Below are 22143 nucleotides of genomic sequence, written 5' to 3'. Positions count from 1 at the left end.
AGTTTGGTCTACCAGTTGAATTGGGATTCAATAGCGCAGCGATTGGTCTCTCTCGGTGAGAAACCCCTTACCGCACGAGACCGCGGGTTCACCGCCGCGCTTCTCACGGTGCTGGAGGGGGAGGTGCCGCCGCCGTTCGGCGTGCGCCGCTTCCTCCCGCTGCCCACCCTCTCGCACGACCCTGGACGTCGCCACATCGGGGTGCCACGGGAACGGGACTTCGGACCGCACGTGGACCAGACGAACTACTCGGTCGTGGTCGCCGAGAAGGTCGTCGTGAAGTGGCTGACACCACCCGTACCGCTCCCCCATCCCACTCCCGAGATCCTCTCCCATCTCGTTGAGGCCGGATTCAACCACACTGCGCCTCCTTACGCCGCACTGACCGGCCCCGTCGAGGGCCGCGAGTGCCTGCTCGCCCTGGCCACCGGCTACCTGCCGGAGGCCAGGGACGGCTGGGAGTGGTGCGTGGACGAGGCCGAACGCGGCGACGCGGCGTTCGCCACCGACCTCGGCCGCCTGGCCGCCGACCTGCACCTGGCCCTGTCCACCCTGCCGGTCGCGGGCACGCCGGTCGCGGGCACGCCGGAGGCCGGGCTGCCCGGCGCGGCCGCGGTACGGGCGGCCGGCGCGCTGGCCGAGGCGCTGGAGCTCACCGACGGGGAGGACGGGCGCTGGCTGGCCGCCCGCGCCGACCGGCTCCGGCGCGAGTTCGACCCCCTCGACGTCCCCGCCGGCTCGCCCCTCATCCGCATCCACGGCGACCTGCACGTGGGACAGATCCTCCGGTGGCGCGACGGCTACGCGGTCATCGACTTCGACGGCAACCCCACCGTGACCGACACCGACCCCCGCCAGCCCGCCGCCCGGGACGTGGCCCAGCTCACGACGAGCCTGGAACACGTGGCCCAGGTGGCCGTCAGGCGGCGCGGCACCCCGCCGGCCGCGGCGGCGTCCTGGGCCGCGGCCGCCCGGGAGGCGCTGCTGACCGGCTACCGGGCCCGCCTGGCCGCGCGCGGCCGGCCCGACCTGCTGGACGAGCGGCTGATCCGCCCGTTCGAGGTCGAGCAGGAGTGCCGCGAGCTGATCTACGCCGCCCGTCACCTGCCCCGCTGGCGCTACGCCCCCATGGGCGTGCTGCGCACCTGGTACCCCGAGGAGAACATCGCGTGAATTCCGAGCTCTACCTGTCCGACCTGGAGTCCAAGCCGGCCGCCCTGGAGTCCCTGGCCGCCGCGCTCGCCGCCGGGGACCCCTTCGCCGGGCTGCCGGCGAGCCCGCGCCGCGTGCTGTTCCTCGGCATGGGCAGCTCCCGGTACGCGGCCGGCGTCGCCGCGCTGCGCCTGCGCGCCGCGGGCGTGGACGCCTGGGCCGAGTACGCCTCGGCGCGGGCCACGTACCCGGCGACGCCGGACACCCTGGTGATCCCGATCTCCGCCACCGGCGGCAGCAGGGAGACCCTGGACGCCGTGGACCGGTACGCCGGCGGCCCCGCGTTCGTGGCGGCCCTCACCAACGACCCGGACTCCAAGCTCGCCGGCCGGGCCGAGCTGGCGATCCCCATGCGCGCGGGCGAGGAGCGCGGCGGCGTGGCCTGCCGCACCTTCCAGCACACCCTGGCGCTGCTGCTGGCCCTGGAGAGCCGGCTCACCGGCGTGCCCCGCGACCTGCCCGCGCTGCTCGGCAGGGCCGCCGAGGCCACCGCCGACCTGCTCGACCGCAGGGACGAGTGGCTGCCGCTGGTGATGGAGCTGCTGGACGGCCCGCACGGCGTCTACACGATCGCCCCCGCCGAGCGGCTGTCCTCGGCCGAGCAGTCGGCGCTGATGCTGCGCGAGGGCCCGCGCCGGGCGGCCGACGCCTGCGAGAGCGGAGACTGGGCGCACGTGGACGTCTACCTCACCAAGACCCTCGACTACCGCGCCCTGCTCTTCCCCGGCTCCCGCTACGACGAGCAGGCCATGGACTGGGTGCGGCAGCGCGGGTCCACGGTGGTCACCGTCGGCGCCGAGGTCGCCGGCGCCGCGGCCGCCGTCCGGTACGCCCACGACGACGACCCTGAGGTGGCGCTGCTCACCGAGACGCTGGTGGCCGAGCTGGTGGCCGCCTACTGGTGGGCGGCCCAGGGGTAACGGCCGGAGCGGGCGGGGCGGGCGGAGCGGGCGGGGTCAGAGCCTGCGGAGCCCGCTGAGCACCCTTTCGAGCAGGCCCCGGTCGGGCAGGCCCGCCTCCAGTTGCGGCTGGTAGACGCGGACCAGCCCGTCCGCCTCCATGTCGGCGATCAGCACCCGCGCCACGCCCAGCGGAACGCGCAGCAGCGCCGAGATCTCCGCCACCGACCGCACCTGGCGGCACAGCTCGCTGATCGCGCGGTACTCGCGGGCATAGGTGGGGCCGAGCTGCGCCGAGGTGGCCGAGGACACCAGCGCCTCCATCGCCAGGCCGGTGCGCGGGGCGGTGCGGCCGCCCGTGACGGCGTACATCCGTACCAGCGAGCTGCGCTCGGGCTCGGCCTCCCCCCGCTCATGCCACGATGCCACGTTCGCTCCCCCCTACCACGGGCGTCCGGACAGCTCCGCCCGCACCGCGGGCGTGAGCACCTGTCCCGCGCGCTCGACCAGGATCGTCATCTGATACGCCACCAGGCCCATGTCGCAGTCGGGCGCGGCCAGCACCGCCAGGGACGAGCCGTCGCTGATCGACATCACCAGCAGCAGGCCGCGCTCCATCTCGACCAGGGTCTGGGTCACCCCGCCGCCCTCGAACACCCGGGCCGAGCCCGAGGTGAGGCTGACCAGGCCGGCGGCGATGGCGGCGAGCTGGTCGGCGCGGTCCTTGGGGAAGTCGCGGGAGAAGGCCATCGGCAGGCCGTCCGCGGAGACGACCACGGCGTGCGCGACGCCGGGGACCTCGTCGACGAAGCTGCTCACCAGCCAGTTCATGTCCCTGGCGGCTTGACTCAGCTCCTTCATGAGTCCTCCTCAAGCTCCGACCGGCCCCTGCGCACGCCCTGCTGGTAGCTGGCCAGTCTGCTGCGCAACCGGTCGGGGGAGAGCGGAGGAGCGGGAGCGGGCGGCGGTTTCGGGTTGGCGGTGCCCGGTACCAGGTTCGCGCGCGGCGTGCGCTTCGGCAAGCCGGAGTTCGTGGTCCCGCTCCGCGTCGGCTCGGCGGCGGCGCCGGCGGCCTTCCAGCCCTCGTCGGCGGGCGAGGACCAGCCGGGCTCGGGCGCGGGCTCGGGCTCGCGGTGGTCGGCGGTCGGCGCGGACTTGCTGAACCAGCTGCTCTCCTCCTCCACGGACGCGTAGATCGGCAGGAACTCGTCCTTGGACGGCTCGGCCGGGTACGCGGGCAGCGGCGTCGCGAACGACGGGTACGACCCCGTGCCGGGCACCCCGTCCAGCGAGGCGGAGCCGGTGTGCGTGGACGGGGAGCTGAACCAGGACGACGACTCGGACGCGGGCATCGCCGCGTCGAACGACGGATGCCCGGCGAAGGGCGGCGCCGCCCCCGCGCCCCGGCGCTGCGGCAGAGCCCCCGGCGCGGACGGGCCCGCGGGGACCGGCGGCATCGGCGGCGGGGGTACGGTCGGCACCGGCCGCTGCGCCTGCTGGGGGTGGAGCTGCTGGGGGTGGGGCTGCTGGGGCTGGGGCTGCTGGACCGGCACGGCGCCCGGCAGCGCGCCCGGCACGGCGCCCGGCACCGCCGTGAGCAACATCGGCGGCACCAGCACCATGGCGGTCAGCCCGCCGATGTCCTGGCGGCGGAGCTGCACCCGGATGTTGTGCCGCAGCGCCAGCCGCCCGACCACGAACAGTCCCATGCGCCGCGAGACCGACACGTCCACCACCGGCGGGTTGGCCAGCCGGAAGTTCGCCTCGGCCAGCTCCTCCTGGCTCATGCCGATGCCGTTGTCGGTGACCGACAGCAGCAGCGAGCCGCCGTCGATGCGGCTGCTGGAGATGACGACCTTGGTCTCGCGCGGGGAGAACGACACCGCGTTCTCGATCAGCTCGGCGAGCAGGTGCACGACGTCGGTGACGGCCTGCCCCGCGACGGCCACGTCCGACTGGACCTGGATGCTGACCCGGTCGTAGCTCTCGACCTCGCCGAGGGCCGCGCGCACGATGTCCATCAGCTCGACCGGCTCGCTCCACTTGCGCGCGGCCTCCTGGCCTGCCAGGACGAGCAGGTTCTCGCTGTTGCGGCGCATGCGGGTGGCCAGGTGGTCGAGCTTGAACAGGTCGGCCAGCCGGGTGTCGTCGCGCTCGCCGCGCTCCAGCTTCTCGATGAGCGTGAGCTGCCGCTCGACCAGGGTCTGGCTGCGCCGCGAGAGGTTGACGAACATGGCGTTGACGTTGGAGCGCAGCCGCGCCTCGTCGCCGGCCAGCCGCACGGCCTCGCGGTGCACCTCGTCGAAGGCGCGGGCCAGCTCGCCCACCTCGTCCCTGGTGAAGATGCCGATGGGCGGGACCTCGACGTCCGCCGCGCCGTCGCGCGACTCGCGCAGGTGCTGGACGAAGGCGGGCAGCCGCTTGCCGGCGATGTCCAGGGCCTCGCCGCGCAGCCGGCGCAGCGGCCGTACCAGGGAGCGGGCCACGCCGGTGGTGACCAGCAGCACGGCCACCAGCAGCGCGAGGACGGCGGCCGCGGTGACGAAGGCGCGCTGCCGCTCGTCGGCGCTGAGCGCCTCGCTGCGGGCGAGGATGCCGGCGGCCTGGCGCTGCTCGACCGTGCGCATGGCGTTCACGACGGTCTCGGACGCCGTGAACCACTCCCTGGCGTCGTCCTTCCTGCTCAGGTCGAGGCCGCGCAGCGGCAGGCCGTTGGTCGCCCGGATGAGCACCAGCTCGCGCAGGAACAACATGCGCTCGGCGGTGTTGCCGTTGACGGTCTCGTCGAACAGGCGGCGCTCCGCGGCGGTGGCCTCGGCGGCGAACGCCTTGCGCTCGGCGGCCTCCTCGGACTGCTCGCCGAGGAAACGTTCGAGCCGGGCGGGGTCGAAGGCGCCCTCGGTGAGCACGACCGTGACCAGGGCCTGCTGGTAGGAGACGCTCTCCTTGGCACGGGCCAGGGCGTCGAGCATGCGGGTCTGGCGGAACAGCTCGTCGTCGGTGCTGCCCTTGATCAGCTCGTTGTGGACCGAGAGCAGGTCGCCGACGACCGTGGTGTAGAGCTCGACGGCGGGGCCGGGCAGGAGGTCGGCCTCCAGGGCCTGCTTGCGCAGGGCGCTCAGGTCGTCGAGCCGGCCGAGGAGCTGTTCGAGCTGGTCGGCGGTGCGGCCGGTGACCTCGCCGAGGAGCTGCCTGGCGATGGCCCGCACGTCCTTGGCGGCGAGGTCGGTCTCGTCCATCTGGTTCTGGACCTCGCCGAGGGCGTTGGCGGGCCGGTTGCGGGCGATGTACCAGGACATCCTGGCGCGTTCCCCGGAGACGGCGTGGGTGAGCGCGCCGAGCTCCTGGGAGAGCCGGGCGAACTGGTTCGTCCGGGCGTAGTCGCCGGCCGCGGAGGTCGAGGCGAGCACCTGGATGCCACCCAGCAGGACGGCGGCGGCCGTGGGGATGAGGATCAGCGCGACGAGCCGCGCCCGCACCCGCCAGTTGCGCAGGCGCCAGTTGCCTTCGCCGGTCTGCCTCCTTCGGCCCAGCTGTGTAGTCACCGGAACGCACCTCGCCCGAATCGGCGTATTTGAGGGGGGGCTGTGTCCCCTGAGGAAATCAGCAAGTGCCGGTAATTGGAACACATCACTTGGCGTGGCGGCTACCCAAACATATCGCGACAAAAATCGATCCATGTGGTACGTGAGGCCAAATCTGGGGCTCCACGTTCCCCGACCGATGGGCCAGAAATGAGGCACTGACTCACTCGATGTCGCCTAATGGGTGATTTGAACGTTTCGAAGCAATAACACGCAGGAAGCGCCCTGGTCTCCGACCGGTCACACCGTTGAGATCGTCGTTATTCACCACATATGTTGAGCGACGGCAAACGGAGGAGGCGAGCGTGGGGGATTCTCCCGACAGCGCGGCAATCACCGTCGCGGGCCTGTGGAAGATCTTCGGGTCCCGGGCACGCAGGGTGCTGGACAGCGAGGACAGGCACCTCGAACCGGCCGCGCTGCGAGAGAAGACCGGCTGCACCGCCGCGGTGCGGGACGTGAGCTTCGAGGTGCGCCCGGGCGAGGTCTTCGTGGTGATGGGCCTGTCGGGCAGCGGCAAGTCCACGCTCGTGCGGTGCCTGACGCGCCTGATCGAGCCGACCGCGGGCACCGTCACGATCGGCGGCGAGGACATCGGCCGGGCCTCCCCCGCCCGGCTCCGCGAGATCCGCCGCCACCAGGTCAGCATGGTCTTCCAGCACTTCGGCCTGCTGCCGCACCGCAAGGTGATCGACAACGTCGCCTACGGCCTGGAGATCCAGGGCACGCCCAGGGCGGAGCGGCACGCGCGGGCGGGCGAGATCCTGTCCCTCGTCGGCCTCGACGGCTACGCCGACGCCTACCCCGACCAGCTCTCCGGCGGCATGCAGCAGCGCGTCGGCCTGGCCCGGGCGCTGGCCGTGGACCCGCGGGTCATGCTGTTCGACGAGCCGTTCAGCGCGCTCGACCCGCTCATCAGGCGGGACATGCAGGCCGAGGTGGTCCGCCTGCACCGCGAGGTCGGCAAGACGATGGTGTTCATCACCCACGACCTGTCCGAGGCGCTCAAGCTGGGCGAGCGGATCGCGATCATGCGGGCCGGGTCCATCGTGCAGCTCGGCACGGCCGAGGAGCTGGTGGGCGCGCCCGCCGACGACTACGTGGCCGACTTCGTCCGCGACGTGCCGCGCAGCCACGTGCTGACGCTGCGCTGGATCATGCGCGACCCCGAGCCCGGCGAGGCCCTGGACGGCCCGGAGCTGCCGGCGGGCACCCTCGTCAAGGACGCGATCGGCGCGGCCTCCGCCTCCGCCCGCCCGATCCGGGTGGTGGACGGCGGCGAGCTGGCCGGCGTCGTGGACCGGGTGGACCTGCTGACGTTCCTGTCCGGGCAGGACACGGCGGTCAGGGCGGGGGCATGAGCAGCACCACGGCGGTCGGCACGCCCTCCGGGATCAGGATCCCGCGGTGGGCGGCCCCGGCCGGGGCGGCGGTGCTGGTCGTGGCGGCGTACCTGGTCTTCCGCGGCACGGGCACGCTGCCGCACGACAAGGAGGCCCCGCAGTTCCTGGCCGTCACCGAGCTGCGCGAGTGGATCGACGAGCACCGCAACGACAACCCGCTCTTCCTGTACTTCCTCAACTACATCCGGCTCTTCGTGGGCTCCCTGTACGACCTGTTCGACGGCGGGCTGTCCGCCCTCGGCTGGCCGGGGCTGACCGGCGTGCTGGGCGCGCTGGCCTGGCTGGCCGGCGGGTGGCGGGTCGCGCTGCTCGCGGCGGCGGGGGTGAGCGCGTTCGGCGTGCTCGGCCTGTGGCAGTCCAGCGTGGACACCCTCGCCCTGGTCGCGGTGGCGGTGCTGCTGTCGCTGGCGATCGGCGTGCCGATCGGCGTCTGGGCGGGCCTGTCGGGACGGGCGCGGCGGGCGATCACGCCGGTGCTGGACGTCATGCAGATCATGCCGACGTTCGCCTACCTGGCGCCGCTCGCGCTGTTCTTCCACATCGGCGCCCCGGCCGGGGCCATCGCCACCATGATCTACTCGATCCCGCCGGCCATCCGCATCACCGCGCTGGCCGTCTCGGAGGTCTCCCCCACGGCGGTCGAGGCGTCGGCCTCGCTCGGCGCCACCCGCCGCCAGACGCTGTTCAAGGTCGTCCTGCCGCTGGCCCGGCCCACGATGGCGCTGGCGGTCAACCAGACGATCATGATGGCGCTGTCCATGGTCGTCATCGCGAACCTGATCTCCGCCCCCGGGCTCGGCGGCGACATCATCCGGGGCCTGTCGCGGGCGCAGGTCGGCCTCATGCTGCCGGCCGGCGTGGCCATCGTGGTCATGGCGATCGTGCTCGACCGGATGATGACCGCCCTGTCGCGGCGCGGGCCGCGTACCCGGCCGGGCCGGGCCGATCTGGCCGCCGCGGGCGTGCTGGCCGCCGCCGGGCTGGCGCTGGTCCCGGTGTTGCCCCGCACCTGGCCGGAAGGGTGGACGGTCAACGTCGTCGCCGAGGTCAACGCCGTCGTACGGTGGGCCGAGACGAGCTGGTACCCGGTCACCACGTTCGTCAAGGACCTGACCTCCAACGCGCTGCTCAACCCCCTGGAGTCGCTGCTCACCTCGACCCCCTGGTGGCTGGTCGCGCTCACGGTGCTGGCCGTCGCCTGGCGGGTCAGCGGCGCCCGCGCGGCGCTGACCGCGCTCGGCTGCCTGCTGGCGATCGCGCTGCTCGGCACGTGGGAGCACGCCATGCAGACGATGACCACGGTGGCCGTCGCGGTGCTGGTCACCCTGGTGATCGGCCTGCTGCTGGGGGTGGCCGCGGCCCGCTCGCCGCGTTACTCGGCCGTCCAGCGGCCGCTGCTGGACGCCGCCCAGACCATGCCGGCCTTCGTCTACCTGCTGCCCGCGCTGGCGCTGTTCGAGACCACCCGCTTCACCGCGATCTTCGCCTCGGTCATCTACGCCGTGCCGCCGGTGGTGCGCCTGGTCGAGGACGGCATCAGGGCCGTGCCCGCCGAGGTCACCGAGGCCGCCGTGTCGGCCGGCTCCACCCCGGGCCAGCTCCTGGGGAAGGTGCAGCTCCCGATGGCCCGGCGGGCCATCCTGCTGGCCGCCAACCAGGGCATCGTGATGACGCTGGCCATGGTGGTGGTCGGCGGCCTGGTCGGGGCCGGGGCGCTCGGCTACGACGTGGTCGTCGGCTTCTCCCAGCGCACCGACTTCGGGCTGGGCTTCGTGGCCGGCGTCGCGACCGTGCTGCTCGGGGTCATGCTCGACCGCATCACGCAGGGCGCGGACCGGCGCCCCTCCTCCCGCACCTCCTCCCTCCGCACCCCTTCCCCTCGTGGAAGAACCCCCCGAAGAAGGACAAGCACATGAAGATGCGCCTGCTCGCCGGCTTACTCGCCCTCGGCCTGGCCGCCGCCGGCTGCGGCGGTGCCAAGGTCGAGACGGCCTCGCCCAGCGCCTCGGCCGCCGCCCCGCCGAGCGGCTCCGGCAGCCCGGCGGGCACTGTCAAGATCGCGATCAACCCGTGGGTCGGGTACGAGGCCAGCGCGAACGTGGTGGCGTACCTGCTGAAGAACGAGCTCGGCTACACCGTCGAGCTGCCCGAGATCAAGGAGCAGCTCGCCTGGGAGGGCTTCGAGACCGGCGACGTGGACGTCATCATCGAGAACTGGGGCCACCCGGACCTGAAGAAGAAGTTCATCGACGAGAAGAAGGTGGCGGTCGAGGCCGGCTCCACGGGCAACAAGGGCGTCATCGGCTGGTACATCCCCAAGTGGATGGCCGACAAGTACCCCGACATCACCGACTACAAGAGCCTCAACAAGTACGCCGACCTGTTCAAGACCTCCGAGTCGGGCGGCAAGGGCCAGCTGCTGTTCGGCGACCCGTCGTACGTCAGCAACGAGGAAGCCCTGATCAAGAACCTCAAGCTGAACTACAAGGTCGTGGTGGGCGGCAGCGAGGCGGCCCTGATCAAGGGCGCCCAGCAGGCGCAGGAGCAGAAGAAGCCGCTGCTGTTCTACTTCTGGGACCCGCACTGGCTGTTCAGCAAGACCGAGCTGGTGCGCGTGAAGCTGCCCGCCTACACCGAGGGCTGCGACGCCGATCCGAAGAAGGTCGCCTGCGACTACCCGGAGATGGACCTCGACAAGATCGTCAGCAAGAAGTTCGCCGACACCGGCGGCCGGGCCTACGAGCTGGTCAAGAACTTCAACTGGACGAACGAGGACCAGAACGCCGTCGCCGACGACATGACCAACAACGGCATGACCGGCGAGCAGGCCGCCAAGAAGTGGGTCGAGGCCAACACCGCCACGTGGCAGGCCTGGATCCCCAAGTGACCCCTCTCGGCCGCGGCCCGCGGGCGGCGGGCCGCGAGCCCCGGAGACCTCTCATGCGCATGAAGACGCTCGTCGGGCCGCTGGTCGCGGCCGCCCTGCTCCTGACGGCCTGCTCCGGCGAGGAGCCGGGCGCCGCCACCGGCGCCAGGAAGACCGTCAACCTCGACATCCACGGCTGGATCGGCTACGAGGCCCAGGCCGCCGTGCTGGCCTACCTGCTGGAGCACGAGCTGGGCTACACGGTGAACACGCGGAAGATGAAAGAGGACCAGTCCTGGCGGGATCTGGAGACCGGCAAGGTCGATGTGATCATCGAGAACTGGGGCCATCCGGAGCTGAAGAAGGAGTACGTCGAGCAGAAGAAGGTGGCGCTGTCGGCCGGCCTCACCGGGAACAAGGGAGTGATCGGCTGGTACGTCCCCGAGTGGATGGCCAAGAAATATCCCGGTATTACGGACTACCGAAACCTCAACAAGTACGCGAACCTCTTCCGGACCGAAAAAACGGGAAACGCCGGGCAACTCCTGGACGGCGACCCGTCGTTCGTCACGAATGACGAGGCTCTGGTGCGCAACCTCGGCCTGAATTACAAGGTCGTCTACTCGGGCAGCGAGGACGCGTTGATCAAGGCGGCCCAGGACGCCACGAAGAATCGCACGCCGCTGCTCATGTATTTCTACGAGCCGCAATGGTTGTTCAGCAAGGTGAAACTGGTCAAGGTCGCGCTGCCGCCGTACGCCGTCGGTTGCGACGCCAACGCCGCCAAGGTGGCCTGCGACTACCCGCCGTACCTGCTGGACAAGATCGTCAGCCGGGACTTCGCGGAGCGCGGCGGCCGGGCCTACGAGCTGGTCCGCAACTTCTCCTGGACCAACGACGACCAGAACGCGGTCGCCGGCGCCATGATCAACGACCGGCGGAGCGCCGAGCAGGCCGCCGCCGAGTGGGTGGCGGAGAACAAGATCGTGTGGAAGGACTGGATCCCCCGGTGAGGTTCGACTTCGTCATCGTGGGCGGCGGCTCGGCCGGCTGCGCCCTGGCCAACCGGCTCAGCGCCGACCCCTCGACGTCGGTGCTGGTGCTGGAGGCCGGGCGGCCCGACAGCCTGTGGGACGTCTTCATCCACATGCCGGCCGCGCTGATGTTCCCCATCGGCAACGCCCGCTACGACTGGAAGTACGAGTCCGAGCCCGAGCCGCACATGGACGGCCGGCGTATCTACCACGCGCGGGGCAAGGTCCTCGGCGGCTCCAGCAGCATCAACGGCATGATCTTCCAGCGCGGCAACCCGCTGGACTACGAGCGGTGGGCGGCCGATCCCGGCATGGAGCGCTGGGACTACGCCCACTGCCTGCCGTACTTCAAGCGCATGGAGAGCTGCCTGGCCGATCCCGGCACGGACTTCCGCGGCACGGACTTCCGCGGCGGCGACGGGCCGCTGAAGCTGGAGCGCGGGCCGGCCGAGGGGCCGCTGTTCGAGGCGTTCTTCGCCGCCGTCCAGCAGGCCGGGCACCGGCTGACCGACGACGTGAACGGCTACCGCCAGGAGGGCTTCGCCGCCTTCGACCGCAACGTCCACCGGGGCCGCCGGCTCAGCGCCGCCCGCGCGTACCTGCACCCGGTGCGCCACCGCCGCAACCTCACGGTCCGGACCCGGGCGCTCGTCGAGCGGGTGCTGTTCGCGGGCACCCGGGCGGTCGGCGTGCAGGTGGGCGGCGAGCGGATCGAGGCCGGCGAGGTGATCCTGTGCGCCGGCGCGATCAACTCCCCGCAGCTCCTCCAGGTCTCGGGCGTCGGCCCGCGCGCCCTGCTGGAGCCGCTGGGCATCGAGGTGGTGCACGACCTGCCGGGCGTCGGCGAGAACCTCCAGGACCACCTGGAGGTCTACGTCCAGCACGCCTGCCGGCGGCCGGTCTCGCAGCAGCCGTCGCTGGCACTGTGGCGGCGGCCCCTCATCGGCGCGAACTGGTTGTTCCTGCGCCGCGGCCCCGGCGCCACCAACCACTTCGAGGCGGGCGGGTTCATCCGCTCCAACGACGACGTGGCCTACCCCAACCTCATGTTCCACTTCCTGCCGCTGGCGGTCCGCTACGACGGCTCGGCCCCGGCCGGCGGGCACGGCTACCAGGTGCACATCGGCCCGATGTACTCCGACGCGCGCGGCTCGGTACGCGTCACCTCGCCCGACCCGCGGGTCAAGCCCGCCCTGCGCTTCAACTACCTGTCCACCGAGCAGGACCGCCGCGAGTGGGTGGAGGCCGTCAGGCACGCCCGGCACATCCTGTCCCAGCCCGCCTGGGCGGACCTGGACGGCGGCGAGATCTCCCCGGGTCCGGAGGTGGAGACCGACGAGCAGATCCTGGCGTGGGTGGCCCGCGACGGCGAGACCGCGCTGCACCCGTCGTGCACCTGCGCGATGGGCACCGGCGAGCTGTCCGTGGTGGACCCCGGCACGATGCGGGTGCACGGGCTCGACGGCCTGCGCGTCGTGGACGCCTCCGCCATGCCCTACGTCACCAACGGCAACATCTACGCGCCGGTCATGATGCTCGCCGAGAAGTCCGCCGACCTCATCCTCGGCAACACCCCGCTGCCGCCGGAGCGGGTGGCGTTCTACCGGGCTAAGGAGCCGGCGAGCGGCGGCTGACCAGGACCTCGATGCCGTCGAGCACGCGTTGCAGGCCGAACTCGAAGGCGTGCTCGGGGCTGTAGGCGGCGTTCATGGCCTCGCCCGCGGCCCGGCCGACCCGGCCGGCCACCGGCCAGCGGTCGGTGTCGGCGATGCGGGCGAGGAAGGGCGCGTGCGCGGCCCACCACTGCTCGTCGGTCATGCCGGTGCTGCTCTCGGCCTGGGCCGCCTCCACCGCGCCCCGGGCCGTGCCGTGGACGAAGCCGGTGATCAGTGTGATCACCGCGTCCATCTCCAGGTCGGTCAGGCCGATGCCGTCCACGGCGCGCAGCTCGTAGTCGTACTTGGCGGTCACGTTCGGGCCGAGCACGGGCCGGTTGGCCGCCACCTGGAGCAGCCACGGGTGGCGCAGGTAGAGCGCCCAGTTCTCGCGGGCGATCTGCTCCAGGCGGCCCCGCCAGCCGCCCGGGACGTCCTGCGGGCGGGCGGTCTCGCCGTAGACCGTGTCGAGCATGACGTCGAACAGCTCCGGCTTGCCCGGCACGTACGTGTAGAGCGACATCGTGCCGACGCCCAGCCGCTCGGCCACCCGGCGCATGGACAGCGCCTGCAGGCCCTCGGCATCGGCCACCTCGATCGCGGCGCGCACGATGCGCTCGACGCTCAGCTCCGGCCGGCCCTTGCGGCTGGTGCGCTCGCTGGTGCGCCACAGGAGGGCCAAGCTGCGGGCGGGGTCGCCCTTTCCCGAGTATTCGACGGTCACCTTCGTACGGTACACCGTACGGTTGCCAACCCTTACCGTATTATGTACGGTACAGCGTACGATTCGAAGGGAGGCCGTCATGACGGCAGTGCTCGCGCAGGGGCTGCGCAGGACCTACGGAGGCAAGGCCGCGCTCGACGGCCTCGACCTGGAGGTGGCCGAGGGCACGGTGTGCGGCCTGCTGGGGCCCAACGGCGCCGGCAAGACCACGGCCGTGCGCGTCCTCACCACGCTGCTGCGGCCGTCCGGCGGCCGGGCCGAGGTGGCCGGGCACGACGTGGTGCGCCGCCCCCGCGAGGTACGCCGCACCATCGGCCTGGTCGGCCAGCACATGGCCGTGGACGAGCTGCTGACCGGCCGGCAGAACCTGGAGCTGTTCGGCCGCCTGCACCACCTGGGCGCGGCGGCGGCCCGGGCGCGGGCCGAGGAGCTGCTGCACCGGTTCGGGCTGGAGCACGAGGGCCCGGCCCGGGAGTACTCGGGAGGCATGCGGCGCCGGCTCGACCTGGCGGCGAGCCTCATCCTGGCGCCGCCCGTGTTGTTCCTCGACGAGCCGACCACGGGCCTGGACCCGCGCAGCCGCGCCGGGATCTGGCGCGCGGTGCGCGAGCTGGTCGCCGGCGGCACCACCGTGCTGCTGACCACGCAGTACCTGGAGGAGGCCGACCAGCTCGCCGACCGGATCGCGGTCGTGGACGCGGGCCGGGTGGTGGCCGAGGGCACGCCGGACGAGCTGAAGTCCACGCTCGGCGGCGACCGGCTCGACCTGGTGATCCGCGACCCGGAGCGGCTGGCGCAGGCCGCCGCCATCGCCGGCCGGGTGGCCTCGGGGCCGGCCGAGGTCGACCCGGACACCCGCCGCGTCTCCGCGCCGGTGGCCGACCGGGTGCGGGCCCTCGCCGAGGTGCTGGCGGAGCTGTCGGCGGCCGGCGTCGAGGCCGAGGACATCGCGGTGCGCCGGCCGACGCTGGACGAGGTCTTCCTCACCCTGACGGAAGGAGAGCGGGCATGACGTCCCTCGGAAGGAGAGCGGGCATGACGTCCCTGCGATGGGCCCTGGCCGACGGGTGGAGCGTCACCCGGCGCGACCTGATCCACTGGCGCAACCAGCCGATGACGGCGGTCTTCGGGATCGCCTTCCCGATCATGATCACCCTGGTCTTCGGCTACCTGTTCGGCGGCGCGGTCAGGGTGCCGGACGGAGCGGACTACTTCGCCTTCCTCATGCCCGGCATGTACGGCATGACGATGCTCTTCGGTCTGAGCGCCACCATGACCGCCGTGGCGACCGACGCCGCCAGAGGCGTCACCGACCGCTTCCGCTCCCTGCCGATGGCCTCCTCGGCCGTGCTGACCGGCCGCGCCGTCGCCGACCTGCTCCACTCGGCGCTGGTCCTGGCCGGGCTGCTGGCCTGCGGTCTCGCGGTCGGCTGGCGTCCCGCCACGGCGGGCGGGGCGCTCGGCGCGGTCGGCCTGCTGCTGCTCCTGCGCTTCTCGCTGCTGTGGGCCGGGGTGTACCTGGGGCTGCTGACCCGGGAGCCGGGCGCGACGGTGGCCGTCCAGGCACTGGAGTTCCCGGTCGGCTTCCTGTCCAACGCCTTCGTCGCCCCCGGCACGATGCCGGGCTGGCTGGGCACGATCGCCGAGTGGAACCCGCTGTCGTCCACCGTCGCGGCGGCCCGGCAGCTCTTCGGCAACCCCGGCTGGGGCGGCGGGTCCTGGGCGGCGCAGCACGCGGTGCTCATGGCCGTGCTGTGGCCGCTGGCGATCACCGCCGTGTTCTTCACCCTGTCGGTCCGCCGCTACCGGCGGCTGGACCGCTAGTGGACGGGCGCCGCGCGCAGCCGTACGACGTGCTCGACGAGCGCGATCAGCGTGGCCTTGACCGACTCGCGGTCGCGGGCGTCGGTGCGCACGATCGGCGTGTGCGGCGAGAGCGCCAGCGCCTCCCTGACCTCCTGGTCGGAGTGCAGGAACTGCCCGTCCCAGCCGTTGATGCCGATGACGAACGGCAGCTTGGCCTCTTCGAAGTAGTCGATCGCGGGGAAGCTGTCGGCCAGCCGGCGGGTGTCCACGAGCACGACCGCGCCGATGGCGCCGCGTACCAGGTCGTCCCACATGAACCAGAACCGGTGCTGGCCCGGCGTGCCGAACAGGTAGAGGATCAGGTCCCGGTCCAGCGAGAGCCGGCCGAAGTCCATCGCCACGGTCGTGGTCTGCTTGTTGGGGGTCATCCCCAGGTCGTCGATGCCCGCGGACGCGTCGGTCATGACCGCCTCCGTGGTGAGCGGAAGGATCTCCGACACCGCCCCCACGAACGTCGTCTTACCGACGCCGAACCCCCCGGCCACGACGATCTTCGTCGAGGTGAGGCCGGGGCTAGAGCCTGCGTAGTCCACTGAGCACCCTTTCGAGCATGTTGAGGTCTGGCTGTCCCTGCTGGAGGCGTGGCTGGTGCAGGCGGACGAGCCCTTCGTCGGACATGTCCGCCACGAGCACCCTGGCCACGCCCAGCGGGACGCGGAGCAGGGCCGAGATCTCGGCGACCGACCGGAACGTCCTGCAGAGCTGCATGATGGCCTCCTGCTCGGGGGTGAGCAGGGCCATCTCCTCGTCCGGGATCGACATCGAGGAGATCAGGGTCTCCATCGCGAGGTGATAGCGCGGCTCGGAACGGCCACCGGTCACCGCGTAAGGACGGAACAGGGGCTCTTCGTCCCCGATCCCGTCACTGCCGTACACGGCCCTCTCCCATCAGTTCCATCACATCACCGCGCCCTTGCGGCCTGGAGTTCCGCGCGCAGGGCGGGCGTGAGCGCCTGTCCCGCCCTGTCTACCAGCAGCGTCATCTGATACGCCACCAAACCCATGTCACAATCCGGACCCGCCAGCACCGTCAGCACCGAGCCGTCGCTGATCGCCATGACGAGCAGCAGACCCCGCTGCATCTCGACGACGGTCTGCGTCACCGCGCCGCCCTCGAACACCCTGGACGCGCCCACGGTCAGGCTCAGCAGGCCGGCCGAGACGGCGGCGAGCTGGTCGGCCCGGTCCGGCGGGAAGCCCTCGGAGGCGGCCAGGCAGAGGCCGTCGGCGGAGACGACCACGGCGTGCGCGACCCCGGGCGTGTTCCGCACGAAGTCGGTGATCAGCCAGTCGAACCGGTGCGCCTCATGGCTCAGCGTTGTCACGCATCCTCCCCGGCGGGACGCTTACTCACTCTGTTCCTCCTGTTGACGTACTTCCTGGCGGCCCCGCCGCACACCCTGCTGGAAGGCGGCCATCCGGCTGCGCACCCGGTCCGCGGAGACCGGGAGCGGCGCGGGGGCCTGCCGCTGCGGCTGCTGGGCCGCCGCCGGCTGGGCGGCCGTGCCCGGCACCAGGTTGGCCTTGGGGGTCCGCTTGGGCAGCCCGGCGGCGGTGATGCCGCCGAGGCTGGGCTCGCTGGCCTTGGCCGCCGCCTGCCAACCGGCGTCGGCGGCCGTCCGCCACGATTCCTCCCCAGAGGGTACGGCTTGCGCGGGCATGGCCTCACCCCCGCCCTGCGCCTGCGCCCGTCCCGGGGGCTGCTCGCCCGGCGGCCGGCGGAACCAGGCCGACTCCACCGACGCGAAGATCGGCAGGTATTCCTCCTGGTCGGGCTCCATCGGGGAGACCTCGACCGACGGCGTCGGGTCCGGCGTGCGCACCTCGTTGGTCGGGTACGCGGGCATCGGCGGCGGCGTGTGGAACGCGCCATTTCCCGATGCGCCGTGGCCGTTGCCATTGCCGCTGCCGTTGCCCGGGTAGGACCCGATGCTCGGGTACGACGGGTACGCGCCGGAGTCGAACGACGCGGGCGGCCGGCCGCGGTAGGAGCCGCCGTCGGTGTCGGCGGTGAACCCGCTCACCCCCGCCTGGGCGGGGTCGGAGCCGAACGTGCCGTACGCGTGCCGGGGCGTGCCCGGCGTGCCGTTGTGACCGCCGGGCCCCTGGGCGGGGACGGGACCCTGCGCACCGGGACCCTGCGCACCGGGACCCTGCGCACCGGGACCCTGCGCACCGGGACCCTGCGCGCCGGGACCCTGCGCGCCGGGACCCTGCGCGCCAGGACCCTGCGGGACGCCGGGCCCTTGCGGGGCGCCGGGGCCCTGCGGGGGGAGGTCGTAGCCGCGCGGCCGGGCCGGGCCGGGCGCGCTGTCGTACGTGCCGGGCCCCTGCGGCCGGGCGGGGCCGCGCGGCGCGTCGAAGGACTCGAAGCTGCCGAAGGACCGGAACGTCCCGTTGGCGACCGGCCCGGGTGCTCCCCCGGGCCGCCCGCCGAGCACCGGCCCGGTGCCGACGCCGAAGGCCGGGGTGGGCGCGGTGCCGCCGCCGAAGGCGGGCCGCTGGGGCAGCGGCTGCTGCTGCCCGTCGGCGATGAGCGCGGGCGGCAGCAGCACCATGGCGATGAGCCCGGCGCCCTCGCCCTTCCTGAGCTGCACCCGGATGCCGTGGCGCAGGGCCAGCCGGCCGACCACGAACAGGCCCATGCGCCGCGAGACCGACACGTCCACGACGGGCGGCTCGGCGAGGCGGCGGTTGGCCTCGGCCAGCTCGTCCTCGGTCATGCTGATGCCGGTGTCGCTCACCGACAGCAGCGCCCCGCCGCCCTCGATGGGGCTGCTTGTGACGACGACGTTGGAGTTGCTCGGGGAGAACTGGATGGCGTTCTCGACCAGCTCGGCGACCAGGTGCACGAGGTCGTTGGCGCAGCTTCCGAGCACCGAGGTGCCGCGGTGCACCCGCACCTGGACGCGTTCGTAACCCTCGACCTCCGACAGGGCCGCGCGCACGACGTCCACGAGCTTGGCCGGCTGGCTGCGCCGCCTGGTGGCCTCGTGGCCGGCCAGGACCAGCAGGTTCTCGGAGTTGCGGCGCATGCGGGTGGCCAGGTGGTCGAGCTTGAACAGGTCGGCCAGGCGGGCGCCGTCCTCCTCGCCCTTCTCCAGGCCGTCGATGAGCGAGATCTGCCGCTCGACCAGCGTCTGGGTGCGGCGCGAGAGGTTGACGAACATCGAGCTGATGTTGCCGCGCAGCTCGGCCTCCTCGCCCGCCAGGCGCACGGCCTGCCGGTGCACCTGGTCGAAGGCCCGCGCGACCTCGCCGATCTCGTCGTTGCCCTCGATGGCGATCGGGCGTACCTCGCCGATCTGGGCGTCGCCGTTGACGCGGAGCTGGCGCACCACGTCGGGCAGGCGGAAGCCGGCGATCTCCAGGGCCTCGGTACGCAGCCGGCGCAGCGGGGTGACCATGGAGCGGGCGATGGCCACGGTGAGCAGCAGCACGAGCAGCAGCAGCGCGACGATCATGACGCCGGCGATGATCGCGTTGCGGGACTCGGAGCCGCGCAGCTCCTGGCTGCGCAGGCCCACCTGGCCGGCCAGGCTCTCCTCGATGTCGTGCAGGACGTCGATGACGACGCCGTTCTCGTCGAACCACTGCTGGCGGCTGGCCCGGGCGGAGATCAGGTTGTCGGCGATGCGCACGCCCGGCTTGCGGCCGCTGGCCAGGGTGACCGCGCGGGACTTGGTGAGCTGGACGCTGACGTACTCGGGCTTGGCGGCCAGCGTCTTGGACAGGTCGAGGCCGATGTCGGTGCCGGCCTCGGTGCCGACGGTGGCGATGTCGCTCAGCTCGCGCGCGTTGGAGGCGATGAACTGCTCGACCGTCTTGGCGTCCACCTTCTCGGTGTCGTAGCTGGCCTGCAGGAGCAGGACCCGCTGGCGGGAGACCTCCTCCTTGGCCGCGGCGAGGGCGCCGAGCGCGCGGAACTGGCCGACGATCTGCGAGTCGTCCGACAGCAGGCCGAGCTCGTCGTGCAGGGTGAGCAGGGTGTCGGTCAGGAAGTCGTACTGGATGGTGTTGGTCTGGCCCTCGGCGCGGATGCGCGCCAGGCGGGCGAGGTCGGACCTGGCGCGGTCGGCGGCCTTGACCACGCGGGGGCCGTAGGAGTCGTCGATGGTGTCCAGGTCGGCGCGCACCTGGGTGACCAGCTTGTCGACGGCGGCCTTGCGCTGGGCGAGCGGCGTGGCCAGCGGCTTGCGCATGGCGCGGCTGGCGCCGATCCAGCCCGCGGTGTCACGCTCCAGCCCGATCGCCTGCAGCAGGTCGCGGATGTGGCCGGCCTGCCCGGCGGCGGCGGCCGTACGGTCGTAGTCGGCGATGCTCTGCACCGACTCGATCACCCGGGAGCCGCCCAGCACGACGGCGGCGATCGTCGGGACCAGGATGAGCGCGGTCAGACGCCAGCGCACCCGCCAGTTGCGCAGCCCGAAGCGCGACAGCGGCCGCTTCCCGCGATCCCGCTGCGCGGCTGGGCCGCTGTCGGAATTCCCCGTAGTCACTGCTTCCGCTACCCCTCAATCATCCCGTCGAGACGGGCTTCAAGACCGCCCAAGCTCGAAGCCGTCCACAAGGTATCCGAGCGAGTGTCACAACCGACAATCCGGACACAATTGTTACAAACGTGACCGGCGGCCGTTGCCGTCGGTCATCGCAGTGCGGCAAGCACGTGATCCCGGACCTGTGCCCGCTGTGCGTCGTCGCTGAGGGGGCGACCGGCGCGGTCGACCACGTAGAACACGTCCACCGCCTCCGCGCCGAGAGTCTCCACGCGAGCGGCCCGCACGTCAAGACCGCACTCCCCGAACGCCCGCCCGATGCGCCACAGCAGGCCCGGCCTGTCATGGGCCCTGACTTCCACCACGGTGGCCGTCGCGGAGGCGTCGTCGACCAGTGTCACCCGAGGTGGAGCCACGGGTACGCGGGGCGGCCGCACGGACCTGGCCCGGCGGGCCAATCGCTGCTCGATGTCAAGACGTCCGGCAAGGACGAGGCGGAGGTCGGACTCCAGGGTCGCCGGGTCGGGAGGGGAGCCGTACTCGGGGATCACGGAGAACTCGATCACCGCCGTGGAGCCGGCGGAGGCGGAGGAGGCGGAGCGCACGATGAGCCGGTGCGCCGACAGCACGCCGGCCGCGCTCCAGAGCAGCCCCACCCGGTCGGGGGCGACGACGGTGACGCTGCCGCCGTGGACGCGGACCGCGCCGCCGCCGTGCCTGGCCAGCGAGGTCTGCTCCACCGACAACGTGGGCGGCTTGGGCGGCGGCGAGCCGGCCAGCACGGACCTGACCCGGCGCACGAGGTCGGCGACCAGCCCGGCCTTCCAGCCGTTCCAGGCGGCCGGGCCGGTCGCGTGGCCGTCGGCCACGGCCAGCGCGGCCAGCAGGTCGAGCACCTCGCGGGTGCCGACGGTGGCGGCGACCTTCTCGATCGTGACCGGGTCGTCGAGGTCGCGGCGGGTGGCCGTCTCGGGCAGCAGCAGGTGGTGGCGGACGACGACGGCCAGGGTCTCGACGTCCTGCGGCGGCAGGCCGATGCGGGTGGCGATGTCGCGCACCACGACCTCGCCGGTCGCCGAGTGGTCGCCGGGCCAGCCCTTGCCGATGTCGTGCAGGAGCGCCGCGATCAGCAGCAGGTCGGGACGGGAGACCTCGCGGGTGTGGCTGGCGGCGTTGGCGGCGGCCTCGATGAGGTGCCGGTCGACGGTGAAGCGGTGGATCGGGTTGCGCTGCGGGCGGTGGCGCACCCGCTCCCAGTCAGGGAGCAGCTTGACAAGGATGCCGGCCTGGTCCAGCTCCTCCCACACGGGCACGGCCGCGCGGCCCGCGCCGAGGATCGACACCAGCGCGTCGCGGGCCTCCTCCGGCCACGGGACCGGCATGGGAGGCGACTGAGCTGCGAGAACGGAGACCGTGGCGGGCGCCAGCGGCAGCCCGGAGTCGGCCGCCGCGGCGGCGGCGCGCAGCACCAGGACAGGGTCGGTGCGGGGGGAGACCCCTCTGGCGAGGACGACCTCGCCGCCGTGCTCGACCACGCCGTCGGCCAGCGGGCGGCGGCCGCGCGGAGCCGGCCCTGACACCAGCTTGTCAACGGTGCGCCAGGTCCCGTCGAAGGCGTGGGAGACGGTGCGGCCGGCCTCGGCGAGGCGGCGCATCAACGCCTCGGCGTCGAGGAGGCCGAGCAGCCCGGCCACGGCGTCCTGCTCCTGGAGGACCAGCCGGTCGGTGCCGCGGGCGGTGACGACGTGCAGCGCGTGCCGCACGTCGAGGATGAACTCGTGGGCCTCGCGCACCCGGGGGCCGGGCGCGGAGGCGACCCAGGCCGCCGCCACGGCCTGCATGGCCTGGACGTCGCGCAGCCCGCCGCGGCCGTCCTTGAGGTCGGGTTCGAGGAGGAAGGCCAGCTCGCCGCTGACCTGGGCCCGCTTGTCGGCGGCCTCCCGCAGCTCGCCGAGCCTGCGCCGGGAGTCGGCCCGCCACTCGGCGAGCACCGCCTCCCTGGCCTTCCTGGTCAGCTCGGGGTCGCCCGCCACGTGGCGGGCCTGGATGAGGCCGAGCACGGCCTTGAGGTCCTGGCGGGCGACCGCCACGGCCTCCTCGACGGTGCGTACCGAATGGTCGAGGCCGACCGCGGAGTCCCAGATCGGATACCAGATCCGGTCGGCGATCCGCGCCACGTCCGGGCGGCCGTCGTGGAGGAGGACCAGGTCGAGGTCGCTGCCCGGGGCCGGCTCGCCCCTTCCCAGGCTGCCGACCGCGATCAGCGAGACGTGCTCGCCGTCGCTCGCCGTGCGGAAGAGATCCTTGAGCCAGCGGTCGGTGTCCGCGGTCCGCTCCTTGCGGGCCGCGGCGTACGAACGAGCCTCTCCCCTCACCGTGCCCCCTCACTGTGCGGTCTCTCGTC

18 protein-coding genes are annotated in these 22143 nt (G+C 72.6%); 9 read left to right on the top strand and 9 right to left on the bottom strand.

All coding sequences use genetic code 11. The features are described from left to right. Positions 1 to 108 precede the first annotated feature (108 nt). Both AB0H75_RS04830 and AB0H75_RS04825 read left to right on the top strand, forming a co-directional pair. Positions 109 to 1173: a hypothetical protein gene (locus AB0H75_RS04830; RefSeq protein WP_367790379.1), complete on the top strand. Its 1065-nt coding sequence runs from the start codon at positions 109 to 111 to the stop codon at positions 1171 to 1173. Further along, complete coding sequence (locus AB0H75_RS04825) at positions 1170 to 2132, top strand: SIS domain-containing protein (protein WP_367790376.1); 963 nt, start codon at positions 1170 to 1172, stop codon at positions 2130 to 2132. The genes AB0H75_RS04830 and AB0H75_RS04825 overlap by 4 nt, the downstream gene beginning before the upstream one ends. Positions 2133 to 2168: 36 nt before the next feature. Here AB0H75_RS04825 and AB0H75_RS04820 read toward each other — a convergent pair whose 3' ends face one another. Genes AB0H75_RS04820 through AB0H75_RS04810 form a run of 3 tightly spaced genes read right to left on the bottom strand, consistent with a single transcriptional unit; the run spans position 2169 to position 5656 of the window. Then, on the bottom strand, positions 2169 to 2540 hold the full coding sequence (locus AB0H75_RS04820) for a DUF742 domain-containing protein (RefSeq protein ID WP_367790373.1): 372 nt from the start codon (positions 2538 to 2540) through the stop codon (positions 2169 to 2171). 12 nt (positions 2541 to 2552) lie between these two features. Beyond that, positions 2553 to 2963 carry a roadblock/LC7 domain-containing protein gene (locus AB0H75_RS04815; RefSeq protein ID WP_367790496.1) on the bottom strand — a complete coding sequence of 137 codons (411 nt, stop codon included), beginning with the start codon at positions 2961 to 2963 and terminating at the stop codon, positions 2553 to 2555. Between the two features lie 5 nt (positions 2964 to 2968). Continuing rightward, positions 2969 to 5656 carry a nitrate- and nitrite sensing domain-containing protein gene (locus AB0H75_RS04810; protein WP_367790369.1) on the bottom strand — a complete coding sequence of 896 codons (2688 nt, stop codon included), beginning with the start codon at positions 5654 to 5656 and terminating at the stop codon, positions 2969 to 2971. Between the two features lie 344 nt (positions 5657 to 6000). Between AB0H75_RS04810 and AB0H75_RS04805 the strand changes: the two genes are divergently transcribed. The 5 genes from AB0H75_RS04805 to betA are packed head-to-tail and all read left to right on the top strand — an operon-like array spanning position 6001 to position 12632. Next, entirely contained in the window at positions 6001 to 7056 is a 1056-nt protein-coding gene (locus AB0H75_RS04805) for a glycine betaine/L-proline ABC transporter ATP-binding protein (protein ID WP_367790366.1), read from the top strand. After that, positions 7053 to 9014 carry an ABC transporter permease gene (locus AB0H75_RS04800; RefSeq protein ID WP_367790363.1) on the top strand — a complete coding sequence of 654 codons (1962 nt, stop codon included), beginning with the start codon at positions 7053 to 7055 and terminating at the stop codon, positions 9012 to 9014. The genes AB0H75_RS04805 and AB0H75_RS04800 overlap by 4 nt, the downstream gene beginning before the upstream one ends. Further along, the gene (locus AB0H75_RS04795; protein WP_367790361.1) at positions 9011 to 9985 is read left to right on the top strand and encodes an ABC transporter substrate-binding protein; all 975 of its coding nucleotides are present in this window, start codon (positions 9011 to 9013) and stop codon (positions 9983 to 9985) included. The genes AB0H75_RS04800 and AB0H75_RS04795 overlap by 4 nt, the downstream gene beginning before the upstream one ends. Positions 9986 to 10038: 53 nt before the next feature. Beyond that, positions 10039 to 10977 carry an ABC transporter substrate-binding protein gene (locus AB0H75_RS04790; protein WP_367790358.1) on the top strand — a complete coding sequence of 313 codons (939 nt, stop codon included), beginning with the start codon at positions 10039 to 10041 and terminating at the stop codon, positions 10975 to 10977. Beyond that, positions 10974 to 12632 carry a choline dehydrogenase gene (betA, locus tag AB0H75_RS04785; RefSeq protein ID WP_367790355.1) on the top strand — a complete coding sequence of 553 codons (1659 nt, stop codon included), beginning with the start codon at positions 10974 to 10976 and terminating at the stop codon, positions 12630 to 12632. The genes AB0H75_RS04790 and betA overlap by 4 nt, the downstream gene beginning before the upstream one ends. Here betA and AB0H75_RS04780 read toward each other — a convergent pair. Next, the gene (locus AB0H75_RS04780; protein WP_367790352.1) at positions 12607 to 13377 is read right to left on the bottom strand and encodes a TetR/AcrR family transcriptional regulator; all 771 of its coding nucleotides are present in this window, start codon (positions 13375 to 13377) and stop codon (positions 12607 to 12609) included. The genes betA and AB0H75_RS04780 overlap by 26 nt on opposite strands. A gap of 79 nt (positions 13378 to 13456) precedes the next feature. Here AB0H75_RS04780 and AB0H75_RS04775 point away from each other — a divergent pair, with 79 nt between their 5' ends. Further along, on the top strand, positions 13457 to 14389 hold the full coding sequence (locus AB0H75_RS04775; protein ID WP_367790349.1) for an ATP-binding cassette domain-containing protein: 933 nt from the start codon (positions 13457 to 13459) through the stop codon (positions 14387 to 14389). Between the two features lie 23 nt (positions 14390 to 14412). Continuing rightward, positions 14413 to 15201 (top strand): ABC transporter permease, encoded by a 789-nt coding sequence (locus AB0H75_RS04770; protein WP_367790345.1) that lies wholly within the window; start codon positions 14413 to 14415, stop codon positions 15199 to 15201. Here the strand turns inward: AB0H75_RS04770 and AB0H75_RS04765 are convergent. From AB0H75_RS04765 to AB0H75_RS04745, 5 genes are all read right to left on the bottom strand, one after another. Further along, positions 15198 to 15776 carry an ATP/GTP-binding protein gene (locus tag AB0H75_RS04765; protein ID WP_367790342.1) on the bottom strand — a complete coding sequence of 193 codons (579 nt, stop codon included), beginning with the start codon at positions 15774 to 15776 and terminating at the stop codon, positions 15198 to 15200. The two genes, AB0H75_RS04770 and AB0H75_RS04765, sit on opposite strands and share 4 nt — an antisense overlap. Next, positions 15757 to 16119, bottom strand: a complete 363-nt coding sequence (locus AB0H75_RS04760; protein ID WP_367790338.1) for a DUF742 domain-containing protein — start codon at positions 16117 to 16119, stop codon at positions 15757 to 15759. Before AB0H75_RS04760 ends, AB0H75_RS04765 begins: the two co-directional genes overlap by 20 nt. Positions 16120 to 16145: 26 nt before the next feature. Continuing rightward, the gene (locus AB0H75_RS04755) at positions 16146 to 16568 is read right to left on the bottom strand and encodes a roadblock/LC7 domain-containing protein (protein ID WP_188190739.1); all 423 of its coding nucleotides are present in this window, start codon (positions 16566 to 16568) and stop codon (positions 16146 to 16148) included. Positions 16569 to 16589: 21 nt separating this feature from the next. Further along, positions 16590 to 19742, bottom strand: coding sequence for a nitrate- and nitrite sensing domain-containing protein (locus tag AB0H75_RS04750; RefSeq protein WP_367790334.1), 3153 nt, complete (start codon positions 19740 to 19742; stop codon positions 16590 to 16592). Between the two features lie 146 nt (positions 19743 to 19888). Continuing rightward, positions 19889 to 22114 carry a [protein-PII] uridylyltransferase gene (locus AB0H75_RS04745; protein WP_367790331.1) on the bottom strand — a complete coding sequence of 742 codons (2226 nt, stop codon included), beginning with the start codon at positions 22112 to 22114 and terminating at the stop codon, positions 19889 to 19891. Positions 22115 to 22143: the final 29 nt, after the last annotated feature.

Source organism: Nonomuraea sp. NPDC050783 (genome assembly GCF_040802095.1).
Classification (GTDB): domain Bacteria; phylum Actinomycetota; class Actinomycetes; order Streptosporangiales; family Streptosporangiaceae; genus Nonomuraea.
The sequence above is the reverse complement of the archived record's forward strand: the minus strand, read 5'-3'. Positions and strand labels throughout refer to the sequence as shown.

Bases quoted from the DNA above. Each gene is read 5' to 3' on its own strand.
- AB0H75_RS04770 (WP_367790345.1), top strand. From the start codon at position 14,413: ATGACGTCCCTGCGATGGGCCCTGGCCGACGGGTGGAGCGTCACCCGG.
- AB0H75_RS04795 (WP_367790361.1), top strand. From the start codon at position 9,011: ATGAAGATGCGCCTGCTCGCCGGCTTACTCGCCCTCGGCCTGGCCGCC.
- AB0H75_RS04790 (WP_367790358.1), top strand. From the start codon at position 10,039: ATGCGCATGAAGACGCTCGTCGGGCCGCTGGTCGCGGCCGCCCTGCTC.
- AB0H75_RS04800 (WP_367790363.1), top strand. From the start codon at position 7,053: ATGAGCAGCACCACGGCGGTCGGCACGCCCTCCGGGATCAGGATCCCG.
- AB0H75_RS04775 (WP_367790349.1), top strand. From the start codon at position 13,457: ATGACGGCAGTGCTCGCGCAGGGGCTGCGCAGGACCTACGGAGGCAAG.